This window comes from Lactococcus sp. FSL W8-0209, assembly GCF_038006585.1.
GTDB classification, from domain to species: Bacteria; Bacillota; Bacilli; order Lactobacillales; family Streptococcaceae; genus Lactococcus; species Lactococcus lactis.
The window spans coordinates 437,949-458,419 of the sequence record NZ_JBBOVN010000001.1; the positions used below are offsets into that span (position 1 = coordinate 437,949).

Annotated in this window: 18 protein-coding genes, 1 tRNA gene and 1 pseudogene; 15 read left to right on the forward strand and 5 right to left on the reverse strand. The window is 35.5% G+C overall.

The annotated features are described in order from the left end of the window. Positions 1-49 precede the first annotated feature (49 nt). Genes nadB through MKX45_RS02260 form a run of 4 tightly spaced genes read left to right on the forward strand, consistent with a single transcriptional unit; the run spans position 50 to position 4,661 of the window. Positions 50-1,543, forward strand: a complete 1,494-nt coding sequence (nadB, locus tag MKX45_RS02245; RefSeq protein ID WP_279360985.1) for an L-aspartate oxidase — start codon at positions 50-52, stop codon at positions 1,541-1,543. Next, a complete protein-coding gene (gene nadC / locus MKX45_RS02250) occupies positions 1,540-2,397 on the forward strand; it encodes a carboxylating nicotinate-nucleotide diphosphorylase (RefSeq protein ID WP_279360986.1) in 858 nt (285 codons plus the stop codon). The genes nadB and nadC overlap by 4 nt, the downstream gene beginning before the upstream one ends. A gap of 50 nt (positions 2,398-2,447) precedes the next feature. Further along, positions 2,448-3,548, forward strand: coding sequence for a quinolinate synthase NadA (nadA, locus tag MKX45_RS02255; RefSeq protein WP_340816751.1), 1,101 nt, complete (start codon positions 2,448-2,450; stop codon positions 3,546-3,548). A gap of 15 nt (positions 3,549-3,563) precedes the next feature. Next, positions 3,564-4,661 carry a cysteine desulfurase family protein gene (locus MKX45_RS02260; RefSeq protein WP_279360988.1) on the forward strand — a complete coding sequence of 366 codons (1,098 nt, stop codon included), beginning with the start codon at positions 3,564-3,566 and terminating at the stop codon, positions 4,659-4,661. A 228-nt stretch (positions 4,662-4,889) separates the two neighbouring features. On the opposite strand, the pseudogene MKX45_RS02265 reads toward MKX45_RS02260, so the two are convergent. The 3 genes and pseudogenes from MKX45_RS02265 to tgt all read right to left on the reverse strand — a co-directional run. Beyond that, positions 4,890-5,220 (reverse strand): annotated as a pseudogene (locus tag MKX45_RS02265) (integrase core domain-containing protein); the annotation flags it as partial. A 998-nt stretch (positions 5,221-6,218) separates the two neighbouring features. After that, positions 6,219-6,291: transfer RNA gene (locus MKX45_RS02270), tRNA-Thr, on the reverse strand. Between the two features lie 62 nt (positions 6,292-6,353). Continuing rightward, positions 6,354-7,502 carry a tRNA guanosine(34) transglycosylase Tgt gene (gene tgt, locus MKX45_RS02275; protein WP_003129711.1) on the reverse strand — a complete coding sequence of 383 codons (1,149 nt, stop codon included), beginning with the start codon at positions 7,500-7,502 and terminating at the stop codon, positions 6,354-6,356. A gap of 191 nt (positions 7,503-7,693) precedes the next feature. Between tgt and MKX45_RS02280 the strand changes: the two genes are divergently transcribed. Continuing rightward, the gene (locus MKX45_RS02280) at positions 7,694-8,386 is read left to right on the forward strand and encodes a DUF975 family protein (protein ID WP_003129712.1); all 693 of its coding nucleotides are present in this window, start codon (positions 7,694-7,696) and stop codon (positions 8,384-8,386) included. 61 nt (positions 8,387-8,447) lie between these two features. Here the strand turns inward: MKX45_RS02280 and MKX45_RS02285 are convergent, their stop codons facing one another. Beyond that, positions 8,448-9,629: an MFS transporter gene (locus tag MKX45_RS02285; protein ID WP_340816752.1), complete on the reverse strand. Its 1,182-nt coding sequence runs from the start codon at positions 9,627-9,629 to the stop codon at positions 8,448-8,450. Positions 9,630-9,809: 180 nt separating this feature from the next. Then, positions 9,810-10,250, reverse strand: coding sequence for a CoA-binding protein (locus MKX45_RS02290; RefSeq protein WP_440971574.1), 441 nt, complete (start codon positions 10,248-10,250; stop codon positions 9,810-9,812). A 131-nt stretch (positions 10,251-10,381) separates the two neighbouring features. Here MKX45_RS02290 and MKX45_RS02295 point away from each other — a divergent pair, with 131 nt between their 5' ends. From MKX45_RS02295 to gatB, 10 genes are all read left to right on the forward strand, one after another. Further along, positions 10,382-11,173: a DNA/RNA non-specific endonuclease gene (locus MKX45_RS02295; protein ID WP_057719797.1), complete on the forward strand. Its 792-nt coding sequence runs from the start codon at positions 10,382-10,384 to the stop codon at positions 11,171-11,173. 164 nt (positions 11,174-11,337) lie between these two features. After that, positions 11,338-11,547 carry a hypothetical protein gene (locus MKX45_RS02300; RefSeq protein ID WP_057719796.1) on the forward strand — a complete coding sequence of 70 codons (210 nt, stop codon included), beginning with the start codon at positions 11,338-11,340 and terminating at the stop codon, positions 11,545-11,547. 11 nt (positions 11,548-11,558) lie between these two features. Further along, positions 11,559-11,798: a hypothetical protein gene (locus tag MKX45_RS02305; protein ID WP_010905161.1), complete on the forward strand. Its 240-nt coding sequence runs from the start codon at positions 11,559-11,561 to the stop codon at positions 11,796-11,798. A gap of 196 nt (positions 11,799-11,994) precedes the next feature. Continuing rightward, positions 11,995-13,578 carry an APC family permease gene (locus MKX45_RS02310; RefSeq protein WP_015425675.1) on the forward strand — a complete coding sequence of 528 codons (1,584 nt, stop codon included), beginning with the start codon at positions 11,995-11,997 and terminating at the stop codon, positions 13,576-13,578. A gap of 68 nt (positions 13,579-13,646) precedes the next feature. Next, positions 13,647-14,861, forward strand: coding sequence for a pyridoxal phosphate-dependent aminotransferase (locus tag MKX45_RS02315; protein ID WP_057719794.1), 1,215 nt, complete (start codon positions 13,647-13,649; stop codon positions 14,859-14,861). A gap of 152 nt (positions 14,862-15,013) precedes the next feature. Then, positions 15,014-15,802 (forward strand): GTP-sensing pleiotropic transcriptional regulator CodY, encoded by a 789-nt coding sequence (gene codY, locus MKX45_RS02320; RefSeq protein ID WP_003129722.1) that lies wholly within the window; start codon positions 15,014-15,016, stop codon positions 15,800-15,802. A 702-nt stretch (positions 15,803-16,504) separates the two neighbouring features. Then, positions 16,505-16,810 carry an Asp-tRNA(Asn)/Glu-tRNA(Gln) amidotransferase subunit GatC gene (gene gatC, locus MKX45_RS02325; RefSeq protein ID WP_010905163.1) on the forward strand — a complete coding sequence of 102 codons (306 nt, stop codon included), beginning with the start codon at positions 16,505-16,507 and terminating at the stop codon, positions 16,808-16,810. Continuing rightward, positions 16,810-18,270, forward strand: a complete 1,461-nt coding sequence (gene gatA / locus MKX45_RS02330; protein ID WP_057719793.1) for an Asp-tRNA(Asn)/Glu-tRNA(Gln) amidotransferase subunit GatA — start codon at positions 16,810-16,812, stop codon at positions 18,268-18,270. Before gatC ends, gatA begins: the two co-directional genes overlap by 1 nt. 3 nt (positions 18,271-18,273) lie before the next feature. Next, positions 18,274-18,876, forward strand: a complete 603-nt coding sequence (locus MKX45_RS02335; protein WP_057719792.1) for an NUDIX hydrolase — start codon at positions 18,274-18,276, stop codon at positions 18,874-18,876. A 39-nt stretch (positions 18,877-18,915) separates the two neighbouring features. Next, positions 18,916-20,349, forward strand: coding sequence for an Asp-tRNA(Asn)/Glu-tRNA(Gln) amidotransferase subunit GatB (gatB, locus tag MKX45_RS02340; RefSeq protein ID WP_057719791.1), 1,434 nt, complete (start codon positions 18,916-18,918; stop codon positions 20,347-20,349). Positions 20,350-20,471 lie beyond the last annotated feature (122 nt).

Consider the following 20,471-nt stretch of genomic DNA (forward strand, 5'->3'; position numbering starts at 1 on the left):
GATGAAAGGAATAGCGTATTCCCTTTAAATGGTGAGTGAGGGCTTGGTTATGAAAAAAGTAGTGATTATTGGTTCTGGATTAGCAGGCAGTATTGTTGCATATTATTTAGGACAACAAGTAGAGATAACAATATTGACAAAAGGAACTAGAGGTGACAGTAACTCTATGTTAGCACAAGGAGGGATTGCAGCAGTTTTAAGTCCAAAAGATAAAAAGGAAAGCCATATCAGGGATACCTTGATTGCCGGAGAATTTCACAACAGCAGGATTGCTGTAAACTTTTTAGTTGAAAATGGTCCAGAGGTAATAAAAGATTTAATTCATTCGGGATTAATATTTGATCGTGATGAAAGCGGGAATTTGAGTTTTGGGTTAGAAGGAGCACACTCTTTTTCAAGAATTGTACACTCTGGTGGTGATCGAACGGGGAAGAATGTTACTGAATTCGTCCAAAATAAATTAAGTTCAAAGATTAAATGGATTGAATCTGCCATGGCAGTAAGTTGGAAAGTTAACAACAATAAAGTAACTGGGCTTAGTTATCTAGATTCAGAAGAAAATATTCAAATGATTGATGCTGATATATTTGTACTTGCTAGTGGAGGAGTAGGACAATTGTTTAATCTTACAACTAATGATAAAACTGTTACTGGCGATGGCTTAGCAATGACTATAAGAGCTGAAGGTAAACTTACTGATCTAGAATTTTTACAGTTTCACCCTACTTTGCTATCTGTTGAAAATAAGATACCGCCTATTTTAATTTCTGAAGCTGTAAGGGGAGCGGGTGCCGTACTAATATCTGGTCGTGGTGATAAAATAATGATTGGTAGACATCCTAAAGAAAATCTCGCTCCACGAGATGTTGTCAGCCGGGTGGTCAACGAGTATATAAAAAAAGGAGATAAAGTATACTTAGATATTTCAATGGTAAAAAATTTTGAAACGCGATTTCCATTTATATCTGATTACCTTTTAAGTATTAATGTACCATTTCAAGTCACAAAAAAAATCCCAATTCAGCCTGGAATGCATTTTTTAATGGGTGGGATAAAGACAACTTTAAAAGGTGAAACAAGTTTAAAAAATCTTTATGCTGTGGGAGAGGTAGCCTGTACAGGAGTACATGGGGCAAATCGTTTAGCAAGTAATTCTCTCTTAGAAATATTAGCATTTGGTCGCTCTGTGGCACATTCGATACTTAAGGAGTCTCTAGATAGAAAGAATAAACGTGAGAATTTAGATACATTGATAGAGCAAATAAATCCGAAGGAAATACCATTTAATTTGCCTGAAAGAGAGATTTTGATACAGAAAGTGTCAAATTCTTTAGGGATTGTTAGAAAAAGATCAGAAGTATGCGAATTTATTCAGTGGCTCAAAAGGTATCAGTTTGAATTTTTACCAGAAAAAATAAGTAAGGAAAATCTTGAAACTGCAAATTTGTGTTTGGTTTCAGAAAAAATCGCGTTAGCTATTTTAAAACGTAAAATCAGCCTTGGCGCACATTATATCATTCAAGAGGAGAACGAATTGCAATGATAAAAAAAAATAAATTAATGGAATATTTATTGGAAGATATTGGGGGCGGAGATATATCAACTGAACTTATTTTTGAAAAAGGATTGGCATCATCTGGGGTATTTTTGGCTAAAGAGGATGGAATTATTGCAGGTTTAGAGATTCCACAATTAATTTATGAAATTCTGGGCAATGATGCAAATTTCACAACTTCTTTTCGAGATGGGGATGAAGTAAGAAAGGGCGATATTATTGGATATGCTACAGGAGAAGTACGTACAATGCTTACTGGAGAAAGAGTAATCCTTAATTTGATGCAACGTATGAGTGGAATAGCTACCCAAACAAGCAAGGCAATCCAACTGCTTAATGATTCAAAAATTCGTATTTGTGATACAAGAAAGACAATGCCTGGACTTCGCCTATTTGATAAGCAAGCAGTTAAAATTGGTGGAGGATATAATCATAGGATGGGACTGTATGATGGTGTTATGTTAAAAGACAATCATATTGCCTATTGTGGAAATATTACTAATGCTGTCAAAAAAGTAAAAGAGAGTTTAGGACATATGATCAAAATTGAGGTTGAAATTGAATCTCAAGCACAAGTTGAAGAAGCTGTAACTTCAGGTGTTGATATTATAATGTTTGATAATAGAAGTCCAGAAGAAATTAGAAATTGGATACATCTTATTCCTCCTACGATTATTACGGAAATCTCTGGTGGTATTACTCTTGAAAACATCTCTCATTATCGAGGGACAGGAGTAAATTATATTTCATTAGGAGCAGTTACTCACTCTGCAGTAGCCTTAGATATTAGTTTTAATAGTAGCGAAGGAGTAAAAAAAGTGTTTAGTTTTGAAAATGATTGAGTTATAAGCAAAGTTTTTTCGTAATAAATGAATGGAGAAATTAATTACTAATGGATATATTAGACATTAAGAGGCAGGCTAGGTTAGAAAAATATTATGCAGAAGCCCCTGAAGAACAGATTGAAAGAATCAGAGAAATAAAGAACCATTTTGGCGATGAACTTATGATTGTTGCACATCATTATCAAAAAGATGAAATTGTGCAATTTGCTGATGCTGTTGGTGATTCTCTTAAACTCGCTCAGATTGCAGCAACAAATAAAACGGCAAAAAAAATTATTTTTTGTGGTGTGACTTTTATGGCTGAAACAGCTGATATACTAACAGACAATTCACAAAAAGTGATATTTCCAGACCCAACAGCTGGATGCTCTCTAGCCGATATGGCAAATAGTTTTCAAATTACAAAAGCTTGGAAATTTTTGAAAAATAGGTATAGTAGCTCAGATATAATTCCCATCACTTATGTTAATTCTAGTGCTGCAATAAAAAGTTTTGTCGGAAAATATAATGGTGTAGTAGTCACATCTGGAAATGCAAGGAATATAATCGAATGGGCATTGACTCGAGGAAAATACTTGTTTTTTCTACCAGATCAAAATCTTGGACGTAATATTTCTATACAATTAGGGGTTTCTCAAGAGGCATTGGCGTTGTGGAAGCCACTTTCTGAAGAATTAATAGAAAATAATCCAGAAAAGACTCGGATTATTTTATGGGATGGATATTGTTCAGTTCATCAGCAGTTTACTGTAAGGCAAATTAAAAATCTCCGTAATCTTTACCCTGACATTAAAATAATCGTACATCCTGAATGTACTAACGAAGTTGTTAATGCTTCTGATGAGATGGGTTCAACAGCAGACATAATAAACTATATTCATAAATCTCCAGTAGGTTCAAGGATAGCTGTAGGTACAGATAATAATCTTGTGATTAGACTTCAGCGACTATTTTCAGATAGAAAAGTGATGCTATTAAATCCTATTGCATGCTCGTGTGTATTGATGAATAGAATAGATTTGCCACATTTGGCATTAACAATGGATAATCTAATACAACGACCAGAGGAATTAAACATCGTAAAAGTTGACAATGAAACCTCTCATTTTGCAAAAATTGCACTTGAGAACATGCTAAAGTTAAGCTAAAAAAGTGGGGAAAATATGATTTACTTTGACCATGCCGCTACCACCCAAATGAGTGAATCGGCTTTAAAAATCTACATGCAAGTGGCTCAACAATTTTACGCAAATAGTGATAGCTTACACTTATTTGGAAATCAGAGTTCAAATATAATTACACAAGCAAAGACTAATATATCCGAATTGCTCCATATTCCAACAGAAGGTTTAGTTTTTACAAATGGAGGAACCCAAGGAAACCAGTTGGGAATAGTAAGCCTATTAAATACATCTGAGGAGAGGTGTGATGTCTTAGTTAGTCCTTTAGAGCATTCATCTGTCTACCAGACTTTAGAGAGGTTAGAGCTCCAAGGAAAAATAAATGTTTGTACATTACCTGTTAACAGTGAAGGGAAGGTAAGCCCCGAAGTACTAGAAAATGCAATTACACACCGCACAGCATTAATTATAATTCAAGCAGTTAACTCAGTAACAGGCATAGTACAAGACATTTCAGATTTAAAAATAATCGCAAAAAATAATGATGTCCCCTTTTTTATGGATGCAGTGCAAGCTATTTCTAAAATCCCATTAGATTTTGTAGATATTTCTGGGTTTAGTGTGAGTTCGCATAAATTTAATGGACCAAAAGGATGTGGTCTCCTATTCTTATCGCCTAATGCGATTGTCACACCCCAATATAAAAATGTATTTCAACAGAACGGTATTTTACCTGGTACTGTGGATGTCCCTGCGATAGCGAGTTTGGCAGTTGCTCTGCAAGATAACTATTTAAAAATTAATGAAAATTTGAAACATTTTCAAGAATTAAAATTTAAATTAGTGACCTCAATTGCTCAGACTATTAAGGTCATTAAAGGAGATTTCCCAGGTATTTGTGGATTAGTTTTACCAAATACTCAGGGACAAGAAGTAGTTACAAAAATGGGACAACTTGGAATTTGTTTATCAACTGTGAGTGCTTGTAGTATTTTAGATCCTCGACCAGATCCTAGTTTAAGATCAGTAGGATTAATGGATTCGGAAATTAGTCGGTACATTAGGGTATCTTTTGGTTTTGATAATACTCTTGAAGAGGTAGAAATATTGGTGAAAAAACTCAACACACTCTTTGCTTAAATTTAAACTGACTTCATTGAATTAATTTAGCAAAATATTTGTCGCTTTTTATGTATTTATTATTTGAAGGGAAATTAGATCAAATTTATTTCTAGGAATTCGTCAAAATTATATTTGGTGTATAAGGATACGTTAAAAACTATTTTTATTTACAATTCAATATAAAAAATATCTTCTTGACATTTGATACTTAAAGTATAAAATCAGTTTTGGACCAATGTCAAATATTTAGACACAAAATGAGCTATATTTTCTTAAAATAATTTTCTTCTTTCTAATTTGGAGTTAAACCATTGTTGGCGGAATGAGGATTATAATTGTTATAAAATTGTTCGATGTATTCAAAGCAAGAGAGTTGAACTTCTTGAATGGAGTGATAAGTTCTGCGATTAATTTCTCGTTGTTTAAGATACTTGAAAAAGACCTCAGTGACGGCATTATCATAGGGATATCCAGGCTTGGAGTAAGAAGCAAGCAATTGATGCTCATCTAATAACTTTCTAAAGGAAGCTGATTTAAATTGGCTTCCTTGAACCGAATGAAAGATAATTGGTTCCTTTTGAAAAAACCTATCGTCGTTTGTTATCTGAAAAGAGAGATGCAGGTTTTGAAGCAATTAGAAAATTATAAAAAAGTTTGGTTAAATATTTGGTTAAATATTTGGTTAAGTATTTGGTTAGGTATTAAGTTAGCTATTAGTTAAATATTTTTAACTAATTTATAAAGGATAAATAAAGGATAAATAAAGCCATTTGATAAGACCCCCTTTTTTTTCCTCATTGACAGAAGTATCTATATATAATATAATTTACTTATACAATAATTACACCATAGAATATACTAAAACATTTACTAAAAGTGTTACTGAAATACTTACTAAATTATTTACAAAAAGTTTATAAAATATTTATAGATTGTCTAACAAACAAGCTAACAAATAAGCTAATATATTTATTATTAAGAGAGTATCTACTGGCAACATTTAGATAAAGTAAAAAAAGAACTTGCGTGTACAAGTTCTTTAAAACCATTGGTAAGTTTCATAGTATTATGGTTGCAACATAGCAATGAAGTCGTTTACTGGGGAGTTAACGACTTTTTTCGATAACTATTATACTCTATTTAAAAAGTTTATAGATATCAAGTAAAAGATGAATAAGCTCAATTAAGCAAATAATCTTTTCAATCATTATTGAGATTTACTTTCATATAAGGGAATAACCTTTTAAATAAACAATAATCCAAGGCACCAACTCCCTTCAAAACTTATGAAGTTTCCTACTCAATGGTCTACACCTATTTTAGCAGATAATACAAGATGACACAATATATAGATTAAATTATGTAAACACACTCAATATCTTGTGTTTATTGAGTTTAAAAGAAAAAGATAAATAAAGAGCTTGAAATGTAATTTATTTGTTAATTAAATGAAATTTAATATAATTAATTCTTAGAGATTAATTAAAACAATAAATAATGGGGCAAAAAGAGGGGTAAATAAAAAAAGATAAACAAAAAAACCTTATATACCAACGATATAAAGTTTTTTATCTATGCCGAGTGCAGGAATCGAACCTGTGACCCCTTCGTTACGAGTGAAGTGCTCTACCGACTGAGCTAACTCGGCACAAAATGAAAGTAGTTACCCACTTTTATTATGATACAACTTTTTAAACCTATTTTCAAGAACTAGAAGTCTTTGGCATTGGGTTGATTGTAGCCGTAACGCTCACAGAAATCTTCTCGGAATTCCAGAAGGTTGTCATCCATAATGGCCCCGCGAACGTCTTTCATTAGATTTACGAGGAAGTGAAGATTGTGGTATGAACAAAGACGAAGACCAAAAGTTTCATCGGCTTTGATTAAATGACGAAGGTAGGCGCGTGTATAGTTAGTACATGTGTAGCAATCGCACATTGGGTCAAGTGGAGTAAAATCGTGTTCGTATTTAGCATTACGAATGTTAACTCGACCGAAATGAGTCATCAGAGTTCCATTACGAGCAATTCGTGTAGGAAGAACGCAGTCAAACATATCAACTCCACGAATAACGCCATCAATCAAGCTGTCTGGTGCACCAACACCCATTAAATAGCGGGGTTTGTCTTCTGGAAGCATTGGTGTTGTAAAGTCAAGGACAGCATTCATTTCTTTATGAGATTCACCAACGGCAAGACCACCGATAGAATAACCAGCGAAATCCATTGAAGTCAAGTCTCTAGCTGATTGACGACGTAAATCTTCAAAACCAGCTCCTTGAACAATTCCGAAAAGTCCTTGGTCATTTGGACGACGATGAGCATTGAGACCACGCTCAGCCCAACGGGAAGTTCTTTCAACAGAAGCTTTGACATAGTCATAGGGTTGATAGAAAGGTGGACATTCGTCAAAGGACATCATGATGTCAGAGCCAAGATTATTTTGAATGCTTATTGCTTTTTCGGGGTTAAGAAAAAGTTCACGTCCGTCCAAATGGCTCTTGAACTTAACGCCTTCTTCTGTGATATTTTTTTTGTTTTGAACTAGGCTGTAAACCTGGAAACCACCACTATCAGTCAGGATAGGTTGGTCCCAATTCATAAATTTGTGAAGACCGCCAGCTTCAGCGACAAGTTCATCTCCGGGTCGTAACCAGAGGTGGTAAGTGTTTGAGAGAATAATCCCTGAGCCTAATGTTTTGAGTTCTTCTGGGCTCATTGTTTTAACGGTAGCTTGAGTACCTACGGGCATAAACATTGGAGTTGGGAAGGTACCATGCGGTGTGATGATTTCTCCTAATCTTGCTCCTGTATGTTTTTCTTTTTTTATTAATCTGTATTTTATTGCGTGTTCTGTCATAAGATTCCTTTATTTACTCGTAGAATCGAGTCTTCTTGTAGCTTAAAAAGCAAGCACTTATAAGTATAACAAAAATTAAACGCTTTTTATAGATGATTTTTTGAAAATCGGGCGAAAGTCTTAGAGATTTTGCCTATTTATTGGTATAATTAAGTAAATATAATGTAAGACAAATTATTGGGAGGTATTTTATGTCAAGATGGGAATTGAAAAATCAAGCCAAAGGAGCTTTAAAAGATAATTTTGGTTCAAAAATGTTACTCTTTATTATTCCAATTATTGCGGGGATTTTAGGTGGAGGAAATGGTGTAAAGCAGTCCATGGACTACAATACTTCTAATTTTGATAGTATTCCAGGTAGTGTTTGGATGGTGATTAGCTTTGCGACTTTGCTTATTGCTATTTTAATGATTGTTGTAGCCTTGTTTGTTTCGGTAGTAACAGTTGGGGCAATTTTTAACTATATCAAAATTTTCCGTGGTGAACGAAATAATCCACAATTTAAAAATGTTTTTGGACCTTTCTATGATGGTTCAGCTGGCAAAATTATTCTTTTAAGTATTGTCAAAGGGGTGATTTTTGTTGCCTTGATGTTTATCCCAGTGATTGGTTGGGCATTTGCAATTTATTTGGGACTTGGTTGGTCACAAGCAACTTATGTTTTGTTTGATCAGTTAGAAGAAGGGCGTTACAGCGGTGTTATGGGCGTTCTTAGCGAATCAGCAACAATGATGAAAGGTTTGCGTGGAAATTACTTCATTTTCAAATTGAGTTTCTTCTGGTGGTATGTTCTTTATGGTATCTCAGGTGGTTTAGCAGGATTCTGGACTACTCCTTACCTCAACATGGCTTCAATTGCTTATTACGAAAATATTGGTAAATAATAAAAAAGCTGTCAAAATTACTGACAGCTTTTTTTTATTTACTGACAGAACAATCAGTAGCTTAATTTTCACGTTTAGCATGACGTCCATGAACGAAATGGTAAATGACAGCAATTAGAAGTGCAAGACTTGCTGATGCAAAATAGAGATTACGATAGCCTAATAGAGGCATAAACATTCCTAAAATAAATGGTCCAAAACCGACACCCATATCCATAAAGCCAAAGAAAGTAGAAGTTGTGATTCCTAAACGATGAGCTTCTGAATTACGGATGGCAATTGCTTGTCCAAAAGGCGAAAATGAGCCGTAGCCTAAACCGATAAATATAGCAGCAAGGAGCAACATCCAACCAGAATGAGCAAAACCAATCAGTAAAAGGCCAAGTGCAAAGAAGAGGTAGGTTGGATACATTACAAAGTTATCACCAAAGCCGTCAAAGACACGACCAGTAATTGGACGAGAAAGAAGGACAGTAATGGCATAAACTAAGAAGAAAAATGAGGCAGCCTCTGAAAGATGAATATTATGAGCGTAAGCATCCATAAATGACAGAATACTTGAGTATGAAATACCTATGAGAAAGGCAATTAATGAAATTGGTAAAGCTTCTTTTTCAAAGTAATTTGACCAAGCGAATTTTTTATGGACTTTATTATCGATAGAATTAGAGCTGTCAGTAGTTTTTTCAGCATGTATGAAGAAAATTCCGACTAAGGCAATAAATAAAAGTAAGGCAGAAAGCCAAATTAATGAATAAAAACCTGATGTCCGGTAAAGAAACATTGATAAAAAGGGACCAACTGCTGACGATAATGTGACAGAAAGCGCATAATAACCAATTCCTTCACCACGTCTTGAAGAAGGAACAATGGCACCAGCCAAAGTTCCAGAAGCTGTTGCAGCAATACCAAATCCAAGTCCGTGTACAAGACGTAAAATTAAAAGTAGAACGACACTATACACAAAGAAATAAGCAAAGGTAAGCAAGAAATAAATGAGTGTTCCTATGTACAAAAGTTTTTTTGCACCAAGGCGTTTCATATTATTTCCAGCCCAAAGTCGAGCAATAAATCCGCCGACAATAAAAATTCCAGATAAAATACCAGCGATACTAGCAGAAGCGTGATAACGTTCCATAGCCATTGTACCAATAACAACAGTAGGGAGATAAAAAACAAGATAAAAAATAAAATTAAGTAACATATTAACAACGAAAGTTGTTGTCCAAAGTTTTTCTTTCATAAAGTTCCTTTCTTTGAGAAAAATTTATGAATGCGTAAACATCCGCCTAAAAAACAGATAAAACTCCCACTTTTTAGACGAGAGTTTTGTGTTTGTGTAATTCAACTTTATTATTGTATCAAAAAAAATCGATAAAATGTTGCCGGGGAAACGTAATAGTCTATAGAATAACTTTTGTAGTCATTTTTTTCCTAAGCCTGAATAGGCATATTCAATTTTAATACAGCGATTCATCACAATTTTATTTCTTCCTGCTTCTCGAAGAATTTCTTCAGCTTCTTGAGATTGTAAGCCCAATTGCGCCCAGAAAATATCGGCGTCAGTTTCAATGAAGTCACGAGCAACATCCGCCAAAAACTCACTTCGACGAAAGATATCAACGATATCAATGTGAAAAGGAACTTCTTTGATAGAAGCGTAGACTTTTTCACCTAGTAATTCACGGCCAGCAAGTCTTGGATTGACTGGAATAACATGGTAGCCATTTTGTTGTAATCCTTGAGCAATTAAAAAAGATGAACGGTCTGTTTTATCGCTAATCCCAACGACAGCGATGGTTTTTGCATTTTTGAGATAATCAAACATTACCTCTTGTTCTGGATTTTCAAATTCGTACATCAGATTTCCTCCTCCTGCTTTGTTTTTATTATACAATATTAAGGGAAGTGGTGTGGTTTCAAAGCTTCTTTAAAATGATTATAAAAATTTTTCAGAATTGTAAAATCCTTGAAATTTTTTGCTATAATTAGGCTATGAATAAGAAACAAATAAAAACACTAACAAGCGTCATTGTAGTCATTATTGCACTGGCTGTAGGATATTTTGGTTCGGGACGTCTGCATTTGGGACAAGGAAATAGTTCGGCTACTGATAATAGTAGCCAAGTTTCCACAAAATCACTGGCAAGTTCGGTTAAACAAGCACCTTTAACTTTTAAAAATCAAAGACAAATGGTCATGGCCAATACTGATGCTTTAGGTCGTGCGGTTGATTCACATATTCAATTGAATGATTCTCAAGAACCTAAAGTCAAACGTGAACCCTTGACCTATAATCCGGTTGGTTGGCATAATTATAATTTTTATTATAAAAAATCAGATGGTTCGATTGGTAAAATGTGGCTAATGGCTCGTGGCCATTTAGTGGGTTATCAATTTTCAGGTCTAAATAATGAAGCAAGAAATTTAGTGCCAGAAACGGCTTGGTTCAATGGTGGAAATTTCACTGGAACGAACGATGGAAATACAGCCAGCATGCTTTATTACGAAAATCGTTTGGACAGTTGGCTTGCAAATCATCCCAATTATTATTTAGATTACCAAGTGACCCCTCTCTACGAAGGAAATGAACTTTTGCCTCGACAAATTCGTTTGGCTTATGTTGGGATTGATAAAAATGGTCAAACCTTGTCTATCAAACTCGGTGGTGGTCGTGAAAAGTCAGGAAATGGTGGAGCAACTGTCGTTGTTCTTGACAATGTCGCTCCAAATGCAAAAATTAATTATGCTGACGGGACCGCAGTTAACACAGTCAGCCCTAAATAGTTACTGACAGACTGTTCTGTCAGTAAAATAAAGCTCTGTCAGTAAAAAAATGCTTGAAAAATCAGTCAAAAGACTGAGAATTCGGGCTTTTTTTCTTGCTATAATTAATATATAAATACAAATTCATGAGTGATGAGAATTTGTTAATTATCGGAGGAAAGAGAATGTTTTTACTACTTGTACTATTTTTAGCTATGTTACTTTTTATAAAAGGATTCTTTAAAATTGTTTTACCTGCTTTGATTTTATTAATGATTTTGAAATTTTTGTTCGGTGGTTTAATGCTCTTACTTAGTCCGCATTTTTGGGGGACTTTGCTCGTAATTAGCATTATTGTATGGCTTGTGAGAGCCAGTCGTAGTCGTTACTACTAAAAGGAGAAAAAATGTTTGTAGGATTTTTATCAGGTTTGATTGTAATGGGGGCTTTGCTTTCAATTTTGTTAGTGCTTTTGGGAGTGATGGCATTGAGAGTATTTGTACGCTATATCTTGCCCATTTTACTTATTTTACTGATTATTCGTTTGATTATTTCAGGGATTGTACTTTTGTTTAACCCACACTTTTGGTTATTCATTGCGGTTGTCGCTTTAGTCCTTTGGATTCTTGGTAAAATTAGGAATTAAGTAGTTTATAAATAATATTAACTTATAGAAATTACTGACCTTTTTGTCAGTAATTTTTTGCTTATAATTTTATAATCATTTTTAACTTTATTGAGTGTTTTCCAAAAATTTGGTATAATTTTTTTACAACTGTGTATTTGAAACAAGCATTTTGTTTATAAAAAAGATTTCCGCTAAGGAAACATCGGAGGACGTCATGTCAAATGAATACAGATCCCGCTCGTCACGTCATGAGCGGAGAAGCTCTCGTTGGGCAAATAAAGATTCTGATGTCGTGGAAGCGGCAGCGAATCAAGCAATCAGGCATTTAGAAGAAGAACCAGAAGGTCGAAACGTCGAACGAACTTCAAGACAAAAATTGACACATGAAAAAACACTCAGAATTCCTTTAGCAGTCTATGGATTACTTACGGGTCTGTCAGTGCTTTTAGCATTAACTTTTTATGCATTTCCTTTGTGGAAACCAGTAGCCACAGCCAGCCAATCACAAAACCTTTATTCTGGATTTGCGATGCATCATGGTTTAGTTCCTTTTAATGATTTTTATGGGACAGGTGGTACGGTTTTTTATCTCATTAATTGGTTAGGGAATATTGGTGGGACGACTTGGCTTTTATGGCTTTTTGAAATTATTGCTTTACTAATCAGTGGAATTTTAGTTTACCGCTTAGTGGGTCAACAAACGAAAAATCAAACGGCATCACTAACTGTATCGGTTTTTACCTTAGTTATTATTGCAGGTTTGGCAAGAGGAGGAGATAGTCCAACGCTCTTTGCTCTTCCTTTTGCCTTATGGGCGGCACGATTTTTGAGTTCTTATTTCCAAGATAGTTCTACAGATAGGGGATTTATTCGATTTGGAATGGCAGCTGCCTTTGCCTTAGTCATTTCTCCTGTCATGTCAGTTTTCTTTATTTTATCTGCTATCGCTCTCATTATTCATAATGTGGGTAGCCGTAAAATTGGACGTGGTTTTTACCAAATGCTGGCAACAATTTTGGGAGTTCTATTAGTAGGTTACTCAGTCGCTTATTATTCTCTTGAAGAACAAACAATCTATACTTCTATTGAACAGTCTATTTTAATTCCCTTTACACATTTTGGTCCAAGTGGTGATTTATTATTAACTCTTGCTAAAGCCTTAGTTCTCACTCTTATTTTTGGAATTGTTGCAGGTTTCGTCCAAGGAATTGTACAACTCAAAAAGGGTGGACCAGCCAGAGTTTGGTATGTCATGATGCTTATTGGAATTGTTGGATTGACAACAATGATTGTTTTTGCTCAGACTTTTGATAGTTCTAATCTTTTGGCTGTCCTGCCATTTACAATAGTTTTTGCAGGTCTTGGGTTGACAGATAGCGATCAAATTTTGTTGAAATATCTTCAAAATCGTTTATTTGCTCCGATTTTGGCAATACTTTTTGTCATTTTTACACCAATTAGTTATCATTTCATGAACCGAACAATTGCTTCAGAAGAGCAAAGTGTGGCACAATATATTAAGGCAAATGCCACAGGTTCTGACCGAGTTTATGTTGTCGCTGATGGTAAAAATATTAACAATTTGACCAAAACAATTTCAACTTTAGATAATGTTCCAGCAAATTATCCAATTAAATTTACCCAAAGTTATGATTTGAAAGTTGGTAAATTATCAGATAAATTCGTTGTTTTACAGGCCAGTGAGAAAGCTCCGACTAGTTTGAAAAAAGTTTTAGATAAGGACTATAAAGTGACTAACTATGCTGGAAAATATTTCCAAGTCTATAAAAAGAAATAAACTAGTGTTACCAGAATCTGTTTGTAAGTTTTGAAAATCAAAACTTCATAATATTACGGAGGTCAATAATGAGAAAATTTGAAAAATCGCATAAACTTGATAATGTCAGCTATGATATTCGTGGCCCAGTATTGGATGAAGCACAAAGAATGCGAGCCAATGGTGAAAAAATTCTTCGATTGAATACAGGAAATCCAGCTGAATTTGGCTTTCTTGCTCCTGATGAAGTCATTAGTGACTTGATTCAACATGCTGTGGATAGCGAAGGATATTCAGATTCTAAAGGAATTTTCTCGGCTCGTAAAGCGATTATGCAATACTGTCAGCTCAAAGGTTTTCCTAGTCTTGATATCAATGATATTTTCACAGGTAATGGGGTTTCTGAATTGATTGTTATGGCCATGCAGGGACTTTTGGACACAGGGGATGAGGTTTTGATTCCTATGCCTGATTATCCACTTTGGACGGCTTCTGTCAGCTTAGCTGGAGGAACAGCTGTTCATTACCTCTGTGATGAACAGGCTGGTTGGTTCCCCGACATTGATGATATTCGCTCAAAAATCACAAGTAATACAAAAGCCATTGTTTTGATTAATCCTAATAATCCAACGGGTGCGCTGTATTCTAAAGATTTATTGCTTGAAATTGTTCAAGTGGCTAGAGAAAATAATTTAATTATTTTCTCTGACGAAATTTATGACCGATTGGTTATGGATGGAGCAGTTCATGTTCCGATTGCTAGCTTGGCACCAGATCTTTTTGTGGTCACAATGAATGGACTCTCAAAATCACACCGCATTGCGGGATTCCGTGTGGGGTGGATGGTTCTGTCAGGTGAAAAATCACATGTTAAGGGTTATATTGAAGGTTTGAATATGCTGGCTTCAATGCGACTTTGTTCCAATGTTTTAGCTCAATCAGTCGTACAAACTTCACTTGGTGGCACTCAATCGGTTGATAAGTTGCTGTTGCCGGGTGGACGAGTTTATGAACAAAGAGAATTCATTTATAAAGCCATCAATGGTATTCCAGGATTATCTGCGGTCAAACCTCAAGCAGCTTTCTATATTTTCCCTAAAATTGACAGAGAAATGTATAAAATTGATAATGATGAACAATTTGTCTTGGACTTTTTGAAGCAGGAAAAAATCCTGCTTGTTCATGGTCGAGGATTTAATTGGAAAGAGCCAGACCATTTCCGAATCGTTTATCTGCCTCGTGTGGATGAATTAGCGGAAATACAAGAAAAAATGGAACGTTTCCTTTGGCAATATCGTAAATAATAAATAGAAAAAGATGTATGAATAATTCGTATATCTTTTTTTGTTGAGAGTAATTTTCTGACAATTTTTATTGTTTTTCATGCTTTTTTATGTTATACTGATTATGAAAAATTTTGTATAAAAACAAGAATATAAAAAAATAGGAGAACAAAGTGGCTACATTACTTGAAAAAACACGTAAAATCACCGCGATTTTGCAAGATGGAGTGACCGATTTGCAACAAGAGTTGCCATATAACAGTATGACTGAACGCTTGGCAAACGTCATTGATTGCAATGCATGTGTGATTAATACGAAGGGCGAGTTGCTTGGTTACTCATTGCCTTATAATACAAACAATGACCGTGTTGACCAATTTTTCTATGATCGTAAATTGCCTGATGAATATGTTCGTGCGGCAGTACGTATCTACGATACAATGGCAAACGTTCCTGTTGACCGTCCATTAGCAATCTTTCCAGAAGAAAGCCTTGGCGATTTTCCAAAAGGTGTGACAACTTTAGCACCTATTTATGGTTCTGGAATGCGTTTGGGAACATTTATCATGTGGCGTGAAGACGGCGAATTCACTGATGATGATTTGGTCTTAGTTGAACTTGCAACAACAGTAATTGGTGTTCAACTCTCAAATCTTAAACTTGAACAAATGGAAGAAAATATCCGTAAAGACACCATGGCAACTATGGCTGTTAACACACTTTCATATTCAGAAATGAAAGCTGTTAAAGCAATCATTGAAGAGCTTGATGGTGAAGAAGGGCATGTTATCGCTTCTGTCATTGCTGACAAGATTGGGATTACACGTTCAGTCATCGTTAACGCATTGCGTAAACTCGAATCTGCTGGTGTAATTGAATCACGTTCACTTGGTATGAAAGGAACTTATCTTAAAGTTCTTAATACTGGTTTATTTGATAAACTTGCAGGACGTAATTTCTAAAAGCCAGGGTCTTAGCGCTTTAGTGCTTAGACTTCGGCTTCACAAAAAGCTCCTATCGCAGATGGGAGCTTTTCGTGCTTTATAAGAGTTTCAAACAAATTTTTATAAGTTTAGAATGTGAAAATTATCAGCGAAGCCATGTAAGGGTCTTAGCGCTTTAGCGCTTAGACTTCGGCTTCACAAAAAGCTCCTATCGCAGATGGGAGCTTTTCGTGCTTTATAAGAGTTTTAAACAAATTTTTATAAGTTTAGAACGTGAAAATTACCAGCGAAGCCACGTTAGCGCTTCGCCCTTTTATCATTCGCTTGTGACTCGCGTTGGTGCTTTATAAGCCTTTTAATCAAAATTCTATCAGGTGTTTAGGTCAGAAGGTTGAACTTGCTGACAGAAGCCACATACATAGTTAGAGTACTATTTAGTTTCACAAACAGCTCCTATCTCAGATGGGAGTTGTTTGTGTCTTATAAAGATTATTGATTACAGATTTATAATTACTGACGAAATTATTTGTCAGCAATTTTTAAAATTGTATCAGAGATAAATTTTTCTGTCAGTAATTTTGCTTTCTATTTTTACTGACAAAAAGTTCTATCATTAAAAAAATGACTGGTAAATGGTTTAAAATCACTGACAGACTGTTAAAATGCCGATTTTTTGTTATAATTAACAAGAATAAACTCTAAAAAATGGAGATTGAAAATATGAGTCAAATTACAGAGGAACAAGTCAAGCACGTGGCGCTTTTGTCGAAGCTTGAATTCTCGGAAAATGAAGTAAAATCATTTACCGATACTTTTGGAAAAATCATTGATATGGTTGAAATGTTAGATGAAGTTGATGGTGAAGGTGTCCCATTTACTATGAATGTGGCAGATAATCTCAACTTCATGCGTGAAGATGTGGCAGAAAAAGGACTTGACCGTGAAAAACTCATGGCAGCCGTTCCTGAAAAAGAAGACGGCTTTATCAAAGTTCCAGCAATGCTTTCTGATGGAGGAGATGCTTAATGTCATACAATAACAAATCAATCAAAGAGCTTCATGAGCTACTTGTAAATAAAGAAATATCTGCTCTTGAACTGACAAAAGCAACGCTTTCTGATATTTCTGCACGTGAACCACAAATTGATGCTTTTTTGAAAATTACAGAAGAAAAAGCTTTGCAAGATGCTGCCGCAATTGATGCTCGTGGAATTAATCCAGACGTTGTGACTGACGGAATCTCAATTGCTGTCAAAGATAATATTGTTACAGAAGGAATTGAAACAACAGCTGCCTCAAAAATTCTTGGAGGTTGGATTCCACCTTATAATGCAACGGTTGCGAATAAATTGAGCGAATCTGGGTTAATTACAATTGGTAAACTCAATATGGATGAGTTTGCGATGGGTGGTTCTGGTGAAAATTCTTCAGTTAAGCCAACCAAAAACGCTTGGGATCAAACAAAAGTACCTGGTGGTTCTTCATCTGGTTCTGCGGCTTCAGTTGCTTCTGGTCAAGTTCGTTTATCATTGGGTTCAGATACGGGTGGCTCAATTCGCCAACCTGCCGCATTCAATGGGATTGTTGGTTTGAAACCAACTTATGGTCGTGTGAGTCGTTTTGGTTTGATTGCTTTTGCTTCATCATTAGACCAAATCGGTCCATTGGCGCCAACAGTCGAAGAAAATGCTCAACTTTTGAATGTCATTTCTGGCTTTGATAAAAATGATAGCACATCATCAAATGTTGCAGTTCCTGACTTTACAAGTAAAATTGGTCAAGACATTAAAGGAATGAAGATTGCTTTGCCTAAAGAATATTTTGGTGAAGGAATTGATGAAAAAGTAAAAGAACAAATTTTGGCAGCAGCTAAACATTTGGAAAAATTGGGTGCCATCGTTGAAGAAGTGAGTCTTCCTCACAGTAAATATGGTGTTGCCGTTTATTATATTATTGCCTCTTCTGAAGCTAGCTCAAATCTTCAACGTTTTGATGGTATTCGCTACGGTTATCGTGCTAATGACATCAATAATCTTGAAGATTTGTATGTGAAATCTCGTTCTGAAGGCTTTGGTCCGGAAGTTCAACGTCGCATCATGTTGGGAACTTTCAGTCTTTCAGCAGGTTCTTATGATAAACATTTCAAAAAAGCAGGTCAAGTTCGTACTTTAATCATCAATGATTTTGCAAAAGTTTTTGAAAAATATGATTTAATCTTAGGCCCAACAACTCCGACACCAGCTTGGGACTTGGGAGCACGTGTTGATGATCCACTTTCAATGTATTTGGCGGATTTATTGACAATTCCAGTCAACCTAGCTGGACTTCCAGGAATTTCAATTCCTGCTGGTTTTGCCGATGGACTACCTGTGGGAATGCAATTGATTGGTAAACGTTACGATGAAGAAACGATTTACCAAGTAGCGGCTGCTTTTGAAGCAACTACTGATTTCCACAAAAAACAACCGATTATTTTTGGAAAATAAAAAATGGAATTTGACGAATTAATCAAGCGATTAAATGCAGTTGCTGATGCAGGACTTTTTTACGGGAAAGATATCTTTGATATTGAACGTTATCAGGAAATCAAAGCAATTTCATCTCAACTTCTAGAGCATTCAACGACTTTGACGAAAGAGGAGCTGACAGCTCTCTTTCGTCCAAATAATTCTTATCCGACACCGATGATTGATGTGCGGGCTTTTATTCAAAATGAAGAAAAAGAGATACTCTTTGTTCGGGATAAAATGCAGGGAGACTGGGCCTTACCAGGAGGATATGGTGAGATTGGATTTACCCCAAGTGAAAATCTACTTAAAGAGTTGAAAGAGGAAGCCGGAGTTTCTGGAGAGATTGAACGCTTATTAGCGATTTTCGATACAGACAAATGGCAACCGCAAGGAAAGCAATATTATAAATTTGTTTTTAAGTGTAAAGCTTTATCCATTGATTTTCTGGAAAATAGTGAAACTTCAGAAACGAAATTTATAAAACGCTCAGAGCTGACAAACTTGTCAGTAAAAAGAACGACCATGTCACAACTTAGTTTGCTTGAAAAATTGTCAAAAACCGGAAAACAATATATTGACTAGGATAATTTGACTTTCTTAAAGAAAGTATCGGAGAAAATAATGAACTTTGAAACAGTAATTGGGCTTGAAGTCCACGTTGAGTTAAGTACAAACTCAAAAATTTTCAGTCCCGCCTCAACAAAATTTGGTGGAGACCCTAATACAAATACAAATGTGATTGACTGGTCACTTCCTGGTGTTTTACCAGTAATGAATAAAGGGGTAATTGATAGCGGAATTAAAGCGGCGCTTGCTTTGAATATGGATATTCACAAATCAATGCATTTTGACCGCAAAAATTATTTCTATCCTGATAATCCCAAAGCTTACCAAATTTCACAATTTGATGAGCCAATTGGTTATAATGGTTCCATTGAAATTGAACTTGAAGATGGCCATAAAGCGACGATTCGCATTGAGCGCGCTCATTTAGAAGAAGATGCTGGGAAAAATACGCACGGAACGGATGGTTATTCTTATGTCGATTTGAATCGTCAAGGGGTGCCATTGATTGAGATTGTCTCAGAAGCGGATATGCGCACTCCTGAGGAAGCTTATGCCTACTTGACAGCTCTTAAAGAAGCCATTCTTTACACAGGAATTTCTGATGTGAAGATGGAAGAAGGTTCAATGCGTTGTGATGCCAATGTTTCGCTCCGTCCTTATGGTCAAGAAGCTTTTGGTGTGAAGACAGAAGTTAAAAACATGAACTCATTTAGCAATGTCAAAAAAGCTTTGGACTTTGAAGTCGAAAGGCAAGCTAAGATTTTGCGCGCTGGTGGCGAAATTCGTCAAGAAACGCGTCGTTTTAATGATAAAACGGGTGAAACAATTTTGATGCGTGTTAAAGAAGGTGCTTCTGATTACCGTTACTTCCCAGAGCCAGATGTCCCTCGTTTTGAAATTTCTGACGAATGGATCGAAGAAATGCGTCAAAGTTTGCCAATGACGGCCAGCGCTCGTCGGGTGCATTATATCAATGATTTGGGCTTGTCAGACTACGATGCGCGTCAGTTGACAGCAACGAAAGAGGTTTCTGATTTCTTTGATGAGGCGGTCAAATTTGATACTGACCCTAAATTGGTTTCAAACTGGTTGCAAGGTGAAGTAGCGCAATACTTGAACAGCGAGAAAAAAGAACTTCATGAGATTGGCTTAACTCCAGAAAATCTGACAGAAATGATTCGTTTGATTGCGGACGGCACTATTTCTTCAAAAATCGCCAAAAAAGTCTTTGTGGAATTGGCTAAAAATGGTGGTTCTGCCGAAGAATTTGTCAAGAAAGCTGGTTTGGTTCAAATTTCTGACCCTGCAGTGCTTTTGCCAATCATTCATGATGTATTTGCTAAGAATGAACAATCTGTAGCAGATTATCGTGGTGGGAAGCAAAATGCGGCGAAAGCTTTGGTTGGTCAATTGATGAAAGCAACTAAAGGACAAGCTAACCCAACGGTTGCGCAAAAACTTTTGTATCAAGAATTGGATAATTTCTAAGTATCAGCTGTATGAAACAGCTATCCTACATTTCGTTCGGTCATAAGTTAGTGGAAGACAGCAATATGAAAACTTTATTTTGTTCTGCTAGTTATAATAATAAAAAATATCCGTCCTAATTT

Bases quoted from the DNA above. Each gene is read 5' to 3' on its own strand.
- MKX45_RS02285 (WP_340816752.1), bottom strand. From the start codon at position 9,629: ATGAAAGAAAAACTTTGGACAACAACTTTCGTTGTTAATATGTTACTT.
- MKX45_RS02335 (WP_057719792.1), top strand. From the start codon at position 18,274: ATGGAATTTGACGAATTAATCAAGCGATTAAATGCAGTTGCTGATGCA.
- gatC (WP_010905163.1), top strand. From the start codon at position 16,505: ATGAGTCAAATTACAGAGGAACAAGTCAAGCACGTGGCGCTTTTGTCG.
- MKX45_RS02260 (WP_279360988.1), top strand. From the start codon at position 3,564: ATGATTTACTTTGACCATGCCGCTACCACCCAAATGAGTGAATCGGCT.
- nadB (WP_279360985.1), top strand. From the start codon at position 50: ATGAAAAAAGTAGTGATTATTGGTTCTGGATTAGCAGGCAGTATTGTT.
- nadA (WP_340816751.1), top strand. From the start codon at position 2,448: ATGGATATATTAGACATTAAGAGGCAGGCTAGGTTAGAAAAATATTAT.
- MKX45_RS02280 (WP_003129712.1), top strand. From the start codon at position 7,694: ATGTCAAGATGGGAATTGAAAAATCAAGCCAAAGGAGCTTTAAAAGAT.
- gatB (WP_057719791.1), top strand. From the start codon at position 18,916: ATGAACTTTGAAACAGTAATTGGGCTTGAAGTCCACGTTGAGTTAAGT.
- nadC (WP_279360986.1), top strand. From the start codon at position 1,540: ATGATAAAAAAAAATAAATTAATGGAATATTTATTGGAAGATATTGGG.
- MKX45_RS02295 (WP_057719797.1), top strand. From the start codon at position 10,382: ATGAATAAGAAACAAATAAAAACACTAACAAGCGTCATTGTAGTCATT.
- gatA (WP_057719793.1), top strand. From the start codon at position 16,810: ATGTCATACAATAACAAATCAATCAAAGAGCTTCATGAGCTACTTGTA.
- MKX45_RS02305 (WP_010905161.1), top strand. From the start codon at position 11,559: ATGTTTGTAGGATTTTTATCAGGTTTGATTGTAATGGGGGCTTTGCTT.
- MKX45_RS02315 (WP_057719794.1), top strand. From the start codon at position 13,647: ATGAGAAAATTTGAAAAATCGCATAAACTTGATAATGTCAGCTATGAT.
- MKX45_RS02300 (WP_057719796.1), top strand. From the start codon at position 11,338: ATGTTTTTACTACTTGTACTATTTTTAGCTATGTTACTTTTTATAAAA.
- MKX45_RS02310 (WP_015425675.1), top strand. From the start codon at position 11,995: ATGTCAAATGAATACAGATCCCGCTCGTCACGTCATGAGCGGAGAAGC.
- tgt (WP_003129711.1), bottom strand. From the start codon at position 7,502: ATGACAGAACACGCAATAAAATACAGATTAATAAAAAAAGAAAAACAT.